This window comes from Mediterraneibacter flintii (assembly GCF_055387595.1).
In genome coordinates, this window is record NZ_AP031405.1 from 3333764 (window position 1) to 3349304 (window position 15541).

Annotated in this window: 15 protein-coding genes; 7 read left to right on the forward strand and 8 right to left on the reverse strand. The window is 42.2% G+C overall.

Going from position 1 to position 15541, the window contains the following annotated elements:
• The first annotated feature begins 7 nt into the window (after nt 1–7).
• From ACZ5C4_RS15985 to ACZ5C4_RS16000, 4 genes are all read left to right on the forward strand, one after another.
• A complete protein-coding gene (locus tag ACZ5C4_RS15985; RefSeq protein ID WP_464521845.1) occupies nt 8–292 on the forward strand; it encodes a type II toxin-antitoxin system Phd/YefM family antitoxin in 285 nt (94 codons plus the stop codon).
• The gene (locus ACZ5C4_RS15990) at nt 289–609 is read left to right on the forward strand and encodes a type II toxin-antitoxin system RelE/ParE family toxin (protein WP_464521846.1); all 321 of its coding nucleotides are present in this window, start codon (nt 289–291) and stop codon (nt 607–609) included. Before ACZ5C4_RS15985 ends, ACZ5C4_RS15990 begins: the two co-directional genes overlap by 4 nt.
• 196 nt (nt 610–805) lie before the next feature.
• Nucleotides 806–1177: a putative signal transducing protein gene (locus ACZ5C4_RS15995; protein ID WP_464521847.1), complete on the forward strand. Its 372-nt coding sequence runs from the start codon at nt 806–808 to the stop codon at nt 1175–1177.
• A gap of 25 nt (nt 1178–1202) precedes the next feature.
• A complete protein-coding gene (locus ACZ5C4_RS16000) occupies nt 1203–1796 on the forward strand; it encodes an HAD family hydrolase (RefSeq protein WP_464521848.1) in 594 nt (197 codons plus the stop codon).
• Here ACZ5C4_RS16000 and smpB read toward each other — a convergent pair.
• The 6 genes from smpB to eno all read right to left on the reverse strand — a co-directional run bounded on the left by smpB (nt 1793) and on the right by eno (nt 8231).
• The gene (gene smpB / locus ACZ5C4_RS16005; RefSeq protein WP_464521849.1) at nt 1793–2260 is read right to left on the reverse strand and encodes an SsrA-binding protein SmpB; all 468 of its coding nucleotides are present in this window, start codon (nt 2258–2260) and stop codon (nt 1793–1795) included. The two genes, ACZ5C4_RS16000 and smpB, sit on opposite strands and share 4 nt — an antisense overlap.
• 22 nt (nt 2261–2282) lie before the next feature.
• Nucleotides 2283–4424: a ribonuclease R gene (gene rnr, locus ACZ5C4_RS16010; protein WP_464521850.1), complete on the reverse strand. Its 2142-nt coding sequence runs from the start codon at nt 4422–4424 to the stop codon at nt 2283–2285.
• Between the two features lie 72 nt (nt 4425–4496).
• Nucleotides 4497–4739, reverse strand: coding sequence for a preprotein translocase subunit SecG (gene secG / locus ACZ5C4_RS16015; RefSeq protein WP_186875655.1), 243 nt, complete (start codon nt 4737–4739; stop codon nt 4497–4499).
• Between the two features lie 36 nt (nt 4740–4775).
• The gene (locus ACZ5C4_RS16020; RefSeq protein ID WP_464521851.1) at nt 4776–6353 is read right to left on the reverse strand and encodes a PH domain-containing protein; all 1578 of its coding nucleotides are present in this window, start codon (nt 6351–6353) and stop codon (nt 4776–4778) included.
• A complete protein-coding gene (locus ACZ5C4_RS16025; RefSeq protein WP_464521852.1) occupies nt 6331–6789 on the reverse strand; it encodes a PH domain-containing protein in 459 nt (152 codons plus the stop codon). The genes ACZ5C4_RS16020 and ACZ5C4_RS16025 overlap by 23 nt, the downstream gene beginning before the upstream one ends.
• Before the next feature lie 170 nt (nt 6790–6959).
• On the reverse strand, nt 6960–8231 hold the full coding sequence (eno, locus tag ACZ5C4_RS16030) for a phosphopyruvate hydratase (RefSeq protein ID WP_464521853.1): 1272 nt from the start codon (nt 8229–8231) through the stop codon (nt 6960–6962).
• 126 nt (nt 8232–8357) lie between these two features.
• On the opposite strand from eno, the gene ACZ5C4_RS16035 reads away from it, so the two are divergent.
• The gene (locus tag ACZ5C4_RS16035) at nt 8358–9200 is read left to right on the forward strand and encodes a YitT family protein (RefSeq protein WP_464521854.1); all 843 of its coding nucleotides are present in this window, start codon (nt 8358–8360) and stop codon (nt 9198–9200) included.
• A 48-nt stretch (nt 9201–9248) separates the two neighbouring features.
• Nucleotides 9249–11456 carry a DNA topoisomerase III gene (locus ACZ5C4_RS16040; protein ID WP_464521855.1) on the forward strand — a complete coding sequence of 736 codons (2208 nt, stop codon included), beginning with the start codon at nt 9249–9251 and terminating at the stop codon, nt 11454–11456.
• Nucleotides 11457–11779: 323 nt separating this feature from the next.
• Here the strand turns inward: ACZ5C4_RS16040 and ACZ5C4_RS16045 are convergent, their stop codons facing one another.
• Complete coding sequence (locus ACZ5C4_RS16045; protein ID WP_464521856.1) at nt 11780–12727, reverse strand: aldo/keto reductase; 948 nt, start codon at nt 12725–12727, stop codon at nt 11780–11782.
• Nucleotides 12728–12850: 123 nt separating this feature from the next.
• Between ACZ5C4_RS16045 and ACZ5C4_RS16050 the strand changes: the two genes are divergently transcribed.
• Nucleotides 12851–14104 carry an ROK family transcriptional regulator gene (locus tag ACZ5C4_RS16050; protein ID WP_464521857.1) on the forward strand — a complete coding sequence of 418 codons (1254 nt, stop codon included), beginning with the start codon at nt 12851–12853 and terminating at the stop codon, nt 14102–14104.
• Here ACZ5C4_RS16050 and ACZ5C4_RS16055 read toward each other — a convergent pair.
• Nucleotides 14092–15531 (reverse strand): FGGY-family carbohydrate kinase, encoded by a 1440-nt coding sequence (locus ACZ5C4_RS16055; protein WP_464521858.1) that lies wholly within the window; start codon nt 15529–15531, stop codon nt 14092–14094. The genes ACZ5C4_RS16050 and ACZ5C4_RS16055 overlap by 13 nt on opposite strands.
• Nucleotides 15532–15541: the final 10 nt, after the last annotated feature.

Sequence of the window (15541 nt, forward strand, 5' to 3'; positions counted from 1 at the left end):
TGTTTTGATGCAACCATTACAGGAAACCATTCGTCCTTCCGCAGATTTGCGAAATCATTACAGCGAAATTTCCAAATGTTGCCGTGAAAAAAATGAAGCGGTTATCATAACCGTAAATGGCAGAGGTGATACTGTCTCCCTTGGATACGAAGAATATCAAAGAATGAAATCCCGTATCGAACTTCTGGAAATTCTTGCAGAAGCAGAAGAAGATGTAAATACTGGAAGAATCGCACCTATCAAAGATACATTTAACGACCTTCGGAAAGTCTTAAAGGGTAGCGGAATATGATAAAGTATACAACTCTAAGAACTGACACGGCAGACTGTGGACTCCGAAAGATTATTTTGTCTGTCGCTGAAAACTTTGGAGTTGAAACTGCACTTGAAAAACTGGATACAATAGAAAAACAGATTTCTCTGTTAGAAGAAAATCCTTTTCTGGGTGCAACTCCCCATTATATGGTTCTAAAAAGACAGGGCTATAAAGTATTGATTCTTGATAAAGATCTTGTTTTCTATAAAATAAATGAAGCCGATCAAACCGTCATCATCTATGCTATTGTAGATCAGCGTCAGGATTATCTGAATATCCTTCAGGGATTATAAATGAAAAATTGTGTCATTATAACGCCGTTTTTTACGGAATTATAATGACACTTTTTTATGCAGCCGCCCTTAAAAACGTGACCCTCCCCATTGTATCTTTTTTGCTTCTTCGGTATAATAAAGGAATGAAACTATAACTGGCAGATTACGCACCAATTTACTTCTGGTAATTTTGTTCTTTAGAGGAGGAAATTTTATGAGAGGAATGAAGCCCGTCGAAGCCTGTTCCTGTTCGGATCACATAGAAGCAGATATGCTCATAGAAGCTCTACATAACCAGGGTATCAGCGCTTACAGACAGTCCAAAGGAAGCGGAGATTACATGAATCTTTATATGGGAACCTCTGTATTTGGAGAAACGATTTATGTAGACGAAGAAGATTTGCCCCAGGCTAAAGAGATCATAGAGAGGATTACCCTTCCCGCAGCAGACGACGACATTTCTGACGAGCCCCTTCCGGCAGCCTCCCCGATGCGACGCGCAGCGAAAATATTCTGTTTTCTCGCCGCGCTTCTTCTGCTTCTTTCCACGCTGCTCCCGTCTCTGCTGGATCTTATAAACGGGTAGTTCATCTACAGGGAGGAATATAAAAATGTACTATAAAAATATCATCTTTGATTTCGGAAACGTTGTAGGAACCTTTCAGGCAGATTCCATTCTGAAGCACTTCTGTTCCTCCAAAGAGGATTTTATGCTGCTCTCCTCCATCCTGTTCAGAAACTGGCAGGCTCTGGACGCCGGTACCATAGACTATGAGGAAAACGCGCAGATTGCCATCTCTCTTCTCCCCGATCGGCTAAAAGAAAACGGACGTGCCTTCTTTGCAGAATGGATCCGCTATGTTATGCCGCTTCCCAAAACCTGGGATTTTATCCGCGAACTAAAAGAACGTAATGCCGGTATTTATCTTCTTTCCAATGCGCCCACTAAATTTGCCGAGAAAGCGCCGAACGTATTCGAAATCTTAAAGCTGTTTGACGGGATTGTATTTTCCGCGCCTCTTAAGATGGCAAAGCCTGATCCTGAAATCTATCGTCATCTCTTTGCGGCCTTTCATCTGGAACCCGAAGACTGCTTTTTCATTGATGATACAGAGAAGAATATTCTGGCCGGCAGAGCGCTTGGAATGGACGGAATTGTATTCACGCAAGACATAGATGCCGTAAAAAAAGCAGTGGGATTTTAAAATTTCCCACTGTTTTTAAATTCTCTCTGTGCTTCTCTTCTCTGATCTTTCTTTGCAATATCTTCTCTTTTGTCATACAGTTTTTTCCCTTTTGCAAGCCCAATCTCCACCTTGACAAGACTGTCCGAGAAATACACACGTAAGGGAACGACTGTGATCCCCTTTTCTCTCATTTTTCCGTAGATTTTGTCAATCTCCTTTTTGTGGAGCAAAAGCTTCCTGACGCGCAGGGGATCTTTATTAAAGATATTTCCTTTCTCATAGGGGCTGATGTGCATACCGTAGATAAACATTTCCCCGTTCTCGATCCGGATAAACGCCTCTTTGACGCTGCATTTTCCCATACGCAGAGATTTCACCTCTGTCCCATGAAGTACAATTCCCGCTTCATATTTTTCCAATATAAAATAATCGTGATATGCTTTCTTATTGTTTGCAATCAATCTGCCTTCTGTCTTAGCCATGTCTCTTCCTCATCTCCCTCTTCTATTCCCACTCTTCCTCTGCAAATACAAAGTCTATCGTTCTTTGCAGTCTGTCCGCCCCTATCACTCGTACTCTCACCGTCTGCCCTAATTTATACACCTTTTGTGTATGAGCGCCGATCAATTCATACCGTTCCTCCCGGTACTCATAATGGTCATCCTTCATATTTGTCACATGCACCAGGCCCTCCACGGTATTGGGAAGCTCTACATAGGCGCCCCACTTCGTAATCCCCGAAATTACCCCCTCGTATTCTTCGCCTATATGCTGCTTCATATATTCTACTTTTTTCAGCTTCACCGTCTCCCGTTCTGCTTCTTCAGCACGACGTTCTCTATCACTTGCCTGAAGCGCTACGTCCGGCAGAAGTTTCTCGTAATGCTCCACTCTCTTTGCTGTCATTCTCCCCCGAATATTTTCTTTTATAATCCGGTGGATCTGTAAATCTGGATAGCGTCGGATAGGAGATGTAAAGTGTGTATAATACTTTGCCGCCAGACCGAAATGCCCTGTGTTTTCCGGCGTATATCTTGCCTGTTTCATAGAACGCAGCGCGAGCCTGCTAATCAGTGTTTCCTCTGGGGTTCCCTCTACCTTCGCAAGAAGCTTCTGTACTTCTTTTGGCCGCACCTCATTTCCCACATGGATATGATACCCAAAATTATTGATAAACGTACTTAACCGCTTTATCTTTTCTTCCTCCGGCGGCTCATGCGTCCGGTAGAGAAAGGGCTGCTCTCTCCAGAAATATTCCTCCGCCACTGTTTCATTGGCAAGCAGCATAAAATCCTCAATGATTTTCGTCGCTGCATTTCGCTCATAGGGCTGGATATCCAGCGGGACTCCTGCCTTATCCAGGACAACCTTTGTCTCTGGGAAATCAAAATCAATGGAGCCCCTCGCATGGCGCCGCTTTCTTAAAATCGCTGACAATACCGCCATTCTCTCAAACATAGGCACCAACGCGGCATATCTTTTCCTATACTGCACCTTCTCCACTGTATCTTCTTCGTCCAATATCGCCGCCACAGCGGTATATGTCATCCGTTCATTGACACAGATAACCGTCTCTGCTATCTGGTGATCCACGACTTCTCCCTTTGGATTAATTGTCATAATGCAGGACAATGCAAGGCGGTTTTCCCCTGCGTTCAAGGAACAAATTCCATTGGACAAGGTATGAGGCAGCATTGGAATCACTCTGTCTGCCAGATAGACGCTTGTCCCTCTCTTAAGCGCCTCCTTATCGAGAGCACTTCTTTCCTGCACATAATTGGAAACGTCCGCAATATGAACGCCCAGACAATAATTTTCGCCATCACACGTCAAGGATACCGCATCATCTAGATCTTTTGCATCCTCTCCATCTATTGTCACCATCTGCCAGCCACGCAGGTCAAGTCTTCCTTCCATATCTGCCCCGCTGACTTCTTTGCCTACGCGCACAGCCTGATTTAAAACCTTTTCAGGAAATTCCACCGGCAGATCATATTCTTTTACAATCGACAGAATGTCCGTTCCCGGATCATTGACATGACCGATTATCTCTATGATCTTTCCTTCTGGCTTCATATCCTGGCCGCCATAAGAGGTCAACTCCACAACCACCTTGTGTCCGGTCATGGCGCCCATCTCTTTTCCTGCGGGAATATAAATATCCTTTAATACACGCTGGTTATCCGGACGTACAAAGCCAAAATTCTTGCTTTTTTCATACAATCCTACTACTTTTACCGTTCCATGGGAAAGCACCTTTACTATTTTGCCTTCTCTGCGGCGTCCTTCTGGAGCTTTCAAAATAATGAACTCCACCTCATCTCCCTGGAAAGCGCCTCCTATATTTTCTTCCGATATAAATATATCTTCGGTATTATTTTCCTGCACTACAAAACCAAATCCTCTGGCATTTGCCTGAAATGTACCAGTTAAACGCTTTGTCCCGCCTTTGATATATTTTCCTTTTTTAGAAACGGAAATCTTACCTTCCTCCACCAAAGCATCCAGTACCTCTTTTAATTCCTGCCGCTGCTCTTTCGGGATTTGGAGGATAACAGCGATCTCTTTTATTTTCATAGGTACGTATAGGTCATCACAGATAAATCCGTAAATCACCTTCTTACGCTTTTCAAATGTCTGATCCATAATCCACCTTTCCTGTCAATAGAAAAAAACACCCTATATCATCTGTATAGAGTGTTTTGTCATCTTATCTTCTTAGTTAAATACACCCAGGTTTAAAACCAGCGCCAACACCAAAAACAATACTGCGAGAAACTTTGTAGACTTTACAAGTGCGCCCTCCATCGAACGTCCTTTATTCTGGCCCCAATACGTGTCTGCCGCCCCGCTGATCGTTCCTAAACCGGCTGATTTTCCTTCCTGTAAAAGAATAATTGCTGATAATGCAATACAATCTATAACAAATATAATCGTCAAAACAATCTTCAATATATCCATCTTCACACCTCCTGTGGATAAACCATCAATATCTTATCACAGTTGTCCACAATTTGCAACCATCTTTTCTTTTATCTGCCCTGTATACTCTGCGTAAAAATACGGCAGCGCCTGTGAAGCTTCTCCCGCTGATGCGAGTAGATTCACTTCCCCCTTTTCTATACCGCACCTCCTTGCAACAAAATTCTGAGATGTCTCCAGGTACTGTATTCGGCTGTACGGTATCAAAATATAGCGCCGTCCCATATATCCTCTGCATATTTTCAGAAATGCCTCATCCATTCCTACTCCGGCTGTTCGATATTTTAAAATCATGCAAAGCAACGTCAGTACAAGAATTCCCGTTTCCCCGCTTAAAATCCAAAGTGCATACGACGGTTTATACGATATACATGCCATACACACCGTCGCAGTAAACGCTGCAAAGATACCAAAGGGCAGTATCCACGCCGCCCAGACGGCCTTCGGCTGTCTGCCTGTTTCCATCGAAGCCGCTTCCTCAAATTCTGGAAGCAGCGTATGTAGTGTTTCTTTGAGCTGCTCCTTTTTGCTGTACAGGACAAGAAACGCTTTCTGCCCCGCCTCATCATTCATCCCTACATTGACTACTTCCACCATGTATCTTCCTGCTATCCGCGCAAACCACGTCTGGTGTATCTTCAACGCCTGAATCTTATCCACAGGAATTGTATACCCTACTTTCTTAAAAAATCCGTACCGGATATATATTTTGTCCTTCTCTCTTCTCGCGCGAAAATCATAATACTGTATAAAATCCTTTACCGTATCCCACAAGGCTGAGAAAAAAACAGATCCCGCAATCAGAATACTCGCCAAAGCGCCCACGATTGTCTCTACCGCTTCCGGCGCGCGTACAATTTCAACGATCACCGCCACCGCACCGACTCCTCCTGCTATTGTGATCAGAAGAGACAGAATACGAATCGAAAATACCCCATGTACAAACAATGCACCAAAATCCGTTGTAATATCGTATACCTTATCGGGCGAAAGCCCGCCCTCCCGGAGGGAATGTATTACGGTGTGCCCTTTAGGGTATTTTTTTCTATTTTCTTTTCCTTCCGGCTGCGCCTCTTTATGCTGTTCTTTCTCCGCTGTCCCTTGCTGCTGTAAGAGCATGCCAGTAACCTGTTCACAGAATTGGTTTGCCGCTTTCTTCTTCAATACAATTTTTACATCCGTCTTGTCCGCTGTAGACAAGCTGTTCGTATCTAATTTTACTTTACATGTTCCCATCAACATTTCAAACAGATTCTGCTCTGTATTGATATTAGAAATATTTTTTATTCCAATCGTATGCTTTCTCTTATTTATTGTATTACGTTCGATCACAATCGCATTGTCCTGTATAGAAATATACGTTTTTGCCCAGACAAACAGATTTCTTCCTATCAGCAGGAGGATAACCAACAGGCAGACAACTGCGCCTATCAGCGTTTTGCTTGCATATAGGAATTGAAAGTCCATCTCTTTTAATGTATCTAAATTCTGTGCGATACCGCTGACAGCCATGATCAGAATAATACAAAAGAAACTTCCAAGCTGCTCCAAAACAATTGATATATGATTTCTAAATCTGCTGTTTTCTTTCATCGCTCTCCTTTTGTTCTATTACCATTTCATTGATTCTTCTGCGCAGGGATTCTGCAATCTGTTCTGCTCGTTCCTCCTCTAGAAACGCTATCGTTACATCTCCTCCGCCTGTGGTAACTACAACCTTTGCCACTTTAAACATCTGATCGATAGGGCCCTTTGCTGTTTTCAGCTTATGTAATCGTTCAATCGGAACAATATTTCTTTTTACAAACAGATACCCTTCCCGTATATCAATACATTCCTCATTGATGCTGTAGCGGTATCTGTGATACCGAAAATACGGGCTGATAAAAGTATCTATCAGTGTCAGCACTATAAGCACCACTGATATGAGCCTGCCGATTCCGATATTTTTAGGAAGTATCCAGAAATAATTTACCGCGCCGATAATAAGCAGGACTATCAGACAAGCCAGGACACTTGCTGCATACATACAATAAAGTGCCCTTTTCGATAATTTCTCATATATCATGTCTCTTCTTTTTTCTCTCCTTCTCTGCCGATTTTACCTGCGCCGGTATACAAGGGGAGTATCCCCCCTTTGTATATCGATGCGTGTACTTTTATGATAGGGTAGCATACGCACATAAGACTGTCAAATCTTTAGATTCCCAGCTCCTCTTCGATCCGAAGGAGCTGATTATATTTCGCTATCCGTTCTGTGCCGCAGGGAGCTCCTGCCTTAATATACCCTGCATGGAAAGCCACTGCAATGTCCGCAATCGTTGTGTCCTCTGTTTCTCCGTATCGATGGGATATAATAATCTGGTATCCCGCCTTTTTTGCTGTTTCTATTACCTCAAACGCTTCACTTAAAGTCCCTGCCTGGTTTATCTTTATTACGACTGTGTTTGCCACTCCTTCCTGTATTCCCTTCTTGAGCCTCTGCACAGTCGTAGAAAATAAGGCATCTCCTGCCAATTGTATCTTCTCTCCTAATCTCTCTGTTATCGTTCTCCACCCATCCCAGTCGTCCTCGTCCAATGCGTCTTCGATAGCGCATATTGGAAAGCTTCCTGCTAATTCTTCATAATACTCAATCAGCTCTTCTGTGTCCCTTGTAATTCTCTGGCCTTTCATCTTACTCTCACCGGAAAACTCATATTTTCTACTGTCCTTATTATAAAGTCTTGATGCCGCCGCATCTAAGGCGATAAAAATGTCTCTTCCCATTTGATATCCAGCCCTTTTTGCCGCATCCTCTATCAACTTCAGTGCTTCCTTTGCATCCGGCAGATCAGGGGCAAATCCACCTTCTCCGCCTGTCCGCACAGAAAATCCGCTTTCAGTTAAAATTCCCTTTAAGTTCTGGTATACCTCGGTGCAGATGCGAAGTCTCTCACGAAAATTTTTTGACTTTCCAGGTACTATCATAAATTCTTGTATGTCTAATGTATTATCAGCATGTATTCCACCGTCTAAAATAGTCATCATCGGTATCGGCATTTCCTTCGGATTTGTTCCTCCTAAGTATCTGTAAAGGGGGATTTTCAGCGCCAATGCTGCTGTATGGGCCGCTGCCATCGACACCCCGAGAAGTGTATTCGCCCCCAGATTCTTCTTATCACGGCTTCCGTCTGTTTTCACCAGCATTTTGTCCAGGGCCGCCTGGTCAAATACATTCATTCCAATCACTGCCTGTGCCAACTGGTTATTCACATTTTCCACCGCCCGTTCCACACCTTTTCCCAAATATCTTACTTCCCTGTCTCTTAATTCTGTCGCCTCATAGGTTCCTGTCAAGGCTCCCGACGGTACAGATGCTCTGCCTACAATCTCTCCGCCTGCCAGGACTTCTGCCTCAAGAGCCGGATTTCCTCTGGAATCTAGGATTTCTCTCGCGTAAATATCCTGAATCGGTAAATAGCGATACATAAATTTTGTCCTCCTTATGGAAAAATAGTATTTCCCGTTCTCCACATCTTAATGCGTTGACTTTTCATATCCGACAAGTTACAATTCGGTTAAAGAGGTAAATATTCTGTTTGGGAGGCCGTACAAATGAAAGAAAAATCCCGCCATTTTCTGTTGCTTACCGCGAGTACTTTGATAATGGCTGCCGGAACTTATTTTTTCAAATTCACAAACAATTTTACTTTTGGAGGAATCACCGGCCTTGCCGTCTTAGTCGCCAAAACAGGCGTAATGTCTGCCAGTGATTTTACTTTCATTATGAATATGCTTTTGCTTGCTATAGGTTTCTTTGTCCTGGGGAAAAAATTTGCGGCAAAAACTGCCTATTGCAGTATTCTTTTATCGGTCTCGCTGTCCGTTCTCGAACGTGTCTGTCCTATGGATAAACCGCTTACGAATCAGCCTATGCTGGAACTCTGCTTCGCCATCGCTTTGCCGGCGCTTGGATCTGCCATTCTTTTTAATATCGGCTCTTCCAGCGGTGGGACTGACATCATTGCCATGATATTAAGGAAGTATTCCAGCTTTGATATTGGCAGAGCCCTGCTTTTTACCGATCTTTTGATCACTGTTGCCGGTTGTTTTATGTTTGATATTGAGACAGGACTTTATTCTTTTTTGGGACTCGCCATCCGTTCTTTTATGATCGATACATTTATAGAGAGCTTCAACCTGTCCAAGTACTGCCATGTCGTCTGTGATCATCCGCAGCCTGTCTGCGAATTTATCGTACATACCCTGCATAGAAGCGCCACTGTCTGCCATGCGCAGGGCGCTTTCTCCGGTAAGGATAAGTATATCGTCCTCACCGCATTAAACCGGCCGCAGGCAGTTCGGTTGCGAAATTATATCAAGGAGACACAGCCAGAAGCCTTCATCTTGATTTCCAATACAAGTGAGATTATAGGAAAAGGCTTCCACAGTATTTGACTCTGCTTTTGACATCAAATCAAATTTATTTTGAAGGAGAATCCATATATGAAACAACTAGTCATCGCTGAAAAACCATCTGTGGCGCGGGATATTGCCCGCGTCCTTAAATGTAAACAAAAAACAAACACATATATAGAGGGAGACAGCTATATTGTCACCTGGGCGTTGGGACATCTTGTCACTTTGGCAGATCCCGAGGAATATGGAGCACAGTATAAAACATGGGATATAAATACTCTTCCCATGCTTCCCAAAGAATGGAAGCTTGTTGTTATCAAGCAAACCTCCCATCAGTATCGGGCTATAAAAGAACTGCTCTGCCGAAAGGATATAAGCTCTGTCATCATTGCAACAGATGCAGGCCGCGAAGGAGAATTGGTGGCACGCTGGATTCTGGAAAAATCCGGCAACAGAAAGCCTATCTTGCGCCTCTGGATTTCTTCTGTCACTGACAAAGCTATCCGAGATGGATTCGCCCATCTAAAGTCTGGCAAAGAATATGAACCTCTGTATCATGCGGCGGTAGCGAGAGCACAGTCCGACTGGGTTGTTGGAATCAACGCAACCCGCGCCCTTACCTGCAAATACAACGCACAGCTTTCATGCGGGCGCGTCCAGACTCCCACCCTTGCTATGATTGCATCCAGAGAAGAAGAAATCAAAAAATTTATCCCTCAACCATATTATGGTATGAAAGCGCTGGCAAAAGGAATTTCTTTTACCTGGACTGACAGCCGTACAAATGCAACCCGCACAATGGACAGAACATATATACAGAAATTGTATGAACATGCCGGAAATTATCTAACAGTCACAGAAGTCCATAAAAAGGCAAAAAAATCGTTCTCTCCTGCACTTTATGATCTGACGGCCCTACAGCGAGAAGCCAATTTAAAATTTGGATTTTCTGCAAAGGAGACACTCAACATTATGCAGCGTCTCTATGAAAATCACAAGGTACTGACTTATCCGCGCACAGATTCTCGTTACTTGACAAGCGATATGACCGGCACACTCAAAGAACGCCTGCATGCATGTGCCATAGGCCCCTACCGCCGCATCGCCGGAAGGCTTTCCATGCAGGAAATCAAAGCAAATAAATCCTTTGTAGACAACAGTAAAGTCTCAGACCATCATGCGATCATTCCGACTGAACAGTTCGTACAGTTAGAACATATGACAAATGAGGAAAGAAAAATATACGACATGGTTGTACGCCGTTTTCTCGCCGTCCTCTCTCCTGCGTGCACATATGAAGAGACTTCTGTCAAAGGGCAATTAGACATACAGGGACAGCCCGACAAAGCTGTCTTTACTGCCAAAGGGCAGCATATCCTTTCCCTCGGCTGGCGCGAAGTGTATGACACAGATACCACTGATTTAGATGAGGAAGATGAAAGCAACTCCATTTCCTCTCAATCGCTCCCCTCCGTTCAAAAGGGAGAACGCCTCTTACTCTCTTCCTTTACCGTCACAGAGGGGAAAACGAAACCACCGGCATATTTTACCGAAGGTACTCTTATTGCCGCTATGGAAAATCCAGTAAAATATCTGGAACAAAAAAACAAGACGCTCGCACGTACTCTCGATAAGACAGGCGGACTTGGAACCGTTGCGACCCGCGCCGATATTATCGAAAAATTATTAAGCAGCTTCTTGATGGAGAAAAAGGGAAATGAACTTCATATTACTTCCAAAGGAAAACAATTGCTCTCCCTAGTTCCAGAAGATTTAAAAAGCCCAAAACTCACTGCCCAGTGGGAGCTGCGCCTCCAGGCGATTGCAGAAGGGAAAGAATCTGACCGTCACTTTATGCGGGAAATTGAAGGGTATACGCTGTCTTTGATACAAGAAATTAAATCTGCATCCGGTACATTCAGACATGACAATCTTACACGTACCAAATGCCCGAACTGTGGAAAATATATGCTAGAGGTAAACGGAAAACACGGTCGTATGCTCGTATGCCAGGATCGCGAGTGCGGCCACCGTGAAACCCTCTCCCGTCTTACAAATGCCCGCTGTCCAGTGTGTCATAAAAAGATGGAACTCGTCGGCAAAGCAGAGGGACAGCGCTTCATTTGTTCCTGCGGATATAAAGAAAAGCTAAGCTCCTTCCAGGAACGGAAGAAAAAAGAAGGAAAAAGCGCTACAAAAAAAGATGTCAACGCTTATTTAAAAAAACAAAAAAAAGAGGCACAAACACCTATTAACAACACTTTTGCAGATGCCCTTTCCAAATTGAAATTATAAATTTAACGAAGCAACAAGCAGTGCGAAAAGAACCGGCAAACTCTGTGTCATGCTTGCATGTAAACAGAAGTTTGTCTGTTTCTTTTCATTCGGCGACTGCCGATAGCGAAATGAAGCGTATGCTAAATTGCGCTGGCACTGCGGAAGTTGACAAAAATACCCTCCTCACCTGGAAGAAAAGCTTTAACAGAAGGTACGCGAAAAACACTGTATCAGAACACAGGGCAGGACCCGCTTATTTGACACAGTGTTTTTTGCTGTCACTTCCAATCAGAAGTTTTTACCTATCATTTGGAAGGCAGTTTTGTTAGTTAAACTTATGACTATAATACCAATCTAAGTAATTCTTTATCAATCATATTTACTTCTTCATCCGACAGCATCCAGTCAAATGTAGCACAATTCTCCTGAGCCTCTGCTACATTTCTTACCCCACAAATCGCTGTGCTCACATAACTCTTCTGCGTGCTCCAGTTGATTGCTACCTGTGCTACCGGTTTATTATGCGCCGCAGCAATTTTATCCAATATCTTTAATAGCTCCATAATCTTAGAAAACTTAGGTTCTGCGTACACATCATAAAATGTCAGACGATAATCGTCTTTATCAAAGTTCGGTTTTTCCCGAATTGCACCTGTCAATATTCCAGACCCCAAAGAACCATACGTCATTGTCCCTATTCCTTGTTTTTCACAGAACAAAAGCAATTCTTTCATGCTCTCGTTTACCATGCTATAAGGAGGCTGCACAAATTCAATCTCTCCGTATTTTAATGCCTCATCTAACATTTCTCTTGTAAAGTTGGACACTCCTGCAAAACGAATTTTTCCCTGTTTTTTCAAGGCATTGACTGCTGCCATTGTCTCTTCAATAGAAGTATTTATATCTGGCCAATGCATAATATAAATATCAATAAAATCTGTGCCTATTCTTTTCATTGAACCTTCGCAATCTTCAATAATCGCCTGATAATTTGCTCTGCGGATCAAATCTCCCCCCGCCGGATTGCAGGCAACGCCAAATTTTGTCGCCAGATACACTTTCTCTCTATACCCATCCTTCAAGGCTTTTCCCACAAGTAATTCTGACTGTCCATTTCCATACACCGGTGCTGTATCTACAACAGTTACTCCTCCATCTATCATTGCACGGATAGCTTCGATAGAATCTTTCTCGTCGACAGAACCATAATTTTCTCCTCCAATTGCCCATGTTCCTACAGATAGTGTTGAAATCTCAATCCCAGCTTTTTTAATAAATTTATATCTCATTTTTTCTCTCTCCTTATTATAATTATTAGTTTTAATTTTATTATTTAATTTTAAAACATATTTGACAAAAGATATTTCACGCATTAGAATGTAATTATTCTTATTAGTAGAGGTAAATTATAGATGGAATCTTTTTTTTCACAATCCACACAAGGCAATACTTTTGATACTATGCAACAAAACAACCGTATACTCGTTTTGCGCCTCATAAAAGAAGCCGGTGAAATTTCTCGTAAAGCTTTGTCGCAAGCAACTAATCTTAACTCCTCCACTATTACTTTAATCGTTAACGAACTAACAGAAGCAAATCTCATTTGTGAGACTGGATTAATCGAAGGCGAAAACGGACGTCGGGTAAAAGGTCTAAAGTTAAACGATAAATTGTTTAGCTGTATCGTTATTACAATCACTACGAATTATTTTTCACTAGCGCTATTTGACATTAATTCTCATTGCCTTAAAGCACAAAAAATATCTATGAATATTTTTAGTGATATCACATATTCTCTGTCACAGATAAAAGAAAACATTGATGCATTCATCAAAACCTCTGCTCTTCAGCATTTAAAAGTAGTAGGACTTACGTTTGCTTTGCAAGGACCATTCCAATTTAAAAACGAAGCTTGTATTATGTACAATAATTCCGGTTATTATGTCGACATCGTACATTATTTTAAAAATGCGTTCAACTATCCTATTACTTACGATAACACAAGTAATTATGCCATCTACAGGTACACATGTATTAAAGAGCATAATTACCTCCGCAATCAGCTCGCTGTTTACCTCGGCGTTAATTATGCCATTGATATGAGCGTTTCTTACGATCGTTCTATTCTTAAAGGTACCCCTACTATTCCCGGCACTTTAGGAGCGATGCCTGTAAGCAATGGAAATGGAAAAGAAGTTCCTCTCGCTTCTATTATTTCTGCCAGCGCAGTTGTTGAACGGGTAAAAATGCTTATTTCCTATCATCCGGAATCTTCTTTATTTTCAAAAAATACGTTGAGCATTCGTGATATTATCCTTGCATTTTATGAAGGAGATACCGTTGCACTTCAAGTTTTTTCCGAAGTAGCTCTTGCCCTGGGAAAAGCAATCAAAAATCTCATTTATACTTTACATCCTCATTTGATTCTGATTGCCGGTGAAATCCCAAACAATCAAACATTCCAACAAATGATTATAGATGCTTCCACGATTTATCCCAACGAACATTTGGGAAATATATCTGTTGCTTTACCGAATATCCAGGTTATTCAGGAAGAGCAGAAGCTTTCTAATGACCCGAGTATGATTGGTGCCAGTATGAAAATTTTTAACCGGACTTTAAAGTCTCCCGAAATTCTTAACTGGATACAGCACTATTCGCATTGATATTTTCTGCTGTATTTCCGATGAATTTCCATATCAGGACGAAAAACCTCACTGACCGCCACCATATGTGTGATTGCTTCATCAATTGTTTCATATATTCCTACCGTATATGCCGCTACTACTGCTGCCCCTAGCGCGGATACCTGTATATTTTTCATTTTTTCAAAAACCAGACCCGTGATATCCGCGCGCAGCTGAATCCATTCTGAGGAATTCGCCGCACCACCACCTATGCGTACTTTTTTAACTTCTCCTGCTTTAAGACTTATCAAATCATCTATAATTTCTTTCATTTTCAGTGTCAGCGCCTCAATAATTCCCTGGAATATATCTGATTTTTCTATTCCAAGTCCCAGTCCGGAAAAACTTCCTTCATTTCCCGCAAAATCTGGATTTACTTTTACACCTCCGTTTCCATCAAATCGCGCCTTCTCCCAAAATGCTTTATACGCCTCCTGCCCAGTATCTCCATTTATCTCCTTCATAAACCATTCCAGCAAGGCTCCGGAAGTTGTACATGCTCCAATACATACACTTGTATCAGCAAGAGGTCCACAGTAAGATTCTATTCTGCCTTTCGGATTTCTTTTCTTCATATTAACCATACCGTCCGCGAGATACGCAACATGGTCATATGTTCCTGTGATATCTGCAATAACCGGTTCTTTTTCATTTCCTACTCCCAGTCCGATGATTCCCATATCACAGTCATGTCCGCCTAATATAACTGCTGTCCTGTTCGGCAACTGTACCGGACCAAACTTCTCAAGATGCCCTATTACTGTGTTGGTTGGAAGCACCTTTCCCAAAGATTCCTCTGTAATTCCAATCACATCCATCAGTTCCTTAAACCAACAGTTATTCTCTGTATCATACATCTGTTTTCTGGACGCCATCGTACCGTCATTTACAGCTTCCAATCCTAACTTGTTATTAATAAACTGCTGAATTGTGAAAAAATATTCCGCTTTCTCGAACATATCCGGCATATGGTATTTTATCCACAGAATCTTGGCTCCCGTACTCATATATGAATACGGACTTCCGATTGTCTCAATAAGCCGTTCTCCGGTTATTTTTTCTGTTATTTCACTTGCTTCTTTCTTTCCGCGTGAGTCAAAACATAAAATACAGTTTGATAATGGTTTATAATCCTTATCCATCAGAATCAGATTATCGCCAAAGTAGGAAAATCCTATCGCTTCTACCTTGCTTCCATTTTTTATATTTTTTACGACATCTTCCATGCATTCCACCAGAGTGTTCCATATTTTTTCTGTATCGATTTCTGCTAATCCTTCATCTGTCGTCAGCATTTGATATTCTCTGGAACAAGAATCTATAAAGGTTCCGTCTGCCGTATTTATTAAGTTCACTCGCACTTTTGAAGTGCCAAAATCTACGATTAAAACGTACTTTTCTTCCATTGTCTTTTCC

Coding starts and splice junctions, on each gene's coding strand:
- ACZ5C4_RS16025 (WP_464521852.1), bottom strand. CDS start 6,789: ATGTATGCAGCAAGTGTCCTGGCTTGTCTGATAGTCCTGCTTATTATC.
- ACZ5C4_RS16055 (WP_464521858.1), bottom strand. CDS start 15,531: ATGGAAGAAAAGTACGTTTTAATCGTAGATTTTGGCACTTCAAAAGTG.
- ACZ5C4_RS16045 (WP_464521856.1), bottom strand. CDS start 12,727: ATGAGATATAAATTTATTAAAAAAGCTGGGATTGAGATTTCAACACTA.
- ACZ5C4_RS16040 (WP_464521855.1), top strand. CDS start 9,249: ATGAAACAACTAGTCATCGCTGAAAAACCATCTGTGGCGCGGGATATT.
- ACZ5C4_RS15995 (WP_464521847.1), top strand. CDS start 806: ATGAGAGGAATGAAGCCCGTCGAAGCCTGTTCCTGTTCGGATCACATA.
- rnr (WP_464521850.1), bottom strand. CDS start 4,424: ATGGATCAGACATTTGAAAAGCGTAAGAAGGTGATTTACGGATTTATC.
- ACZ5C4_RS16020 (WP_464521851.1), bottom strand. CDS start 6,353: ATGAAAGAAAACAGCAGATTTAGAAATCATATATCAATTGTTTTGGAG.
- eno (WP_464521853.1), bottom strand. CDS start 8,231: ATGTATCGCTATTTACCGATTCAGGATATTTACGCGAGAGAAATCCTA.
- ACZ5C4_RS15985 (WP_464521845.1), top strand. CDS start 8: ATGCAACCATTACAGGAAACCATTCGTCCTTCCGCAGATTTGCGAAAT.
- ACZ5C4_RS16000 (WP_464521848.1), top strand. CDS start 1,203: ATGTACTATAAAAATATCATCTTTGATTTCGGAAACGTTGTAGGAACC.
- secG (WP_186875655.1), bottom strand. CDS start 4,739: ATGGATATATTGAAGATTGTTTTGACGATTATATTTGTTATAGATTGT.
- ACZ5C4_RS16050 (WP_464521857.1), top strand. CDS start 12,851: ATGGAATCTTTTTTTTCACAATCCACACAAGGCAATACTTTTGATACT.
- smpB (WP_464521849.1), bottom strand. CDS start 2,260: ATGGCTAAGACAGAAGGCAGATTGATTGCAAACAATAAGAAAGCATAT.
- ACZ5C4_RS16035 (WP_464521854.1), top strand. CDS start 8,358: ATGAAAGAAAAATCCCGCCATTTTCTGTTGCTTACCGCGAGTACTTTG.
- ACZ5C4_RS15990 (WP_464521846.1), top strand. CDS start 289: ATGATAAAGTATACAACTCTAAGAACTGACACGGCAGACTGTGGACTC.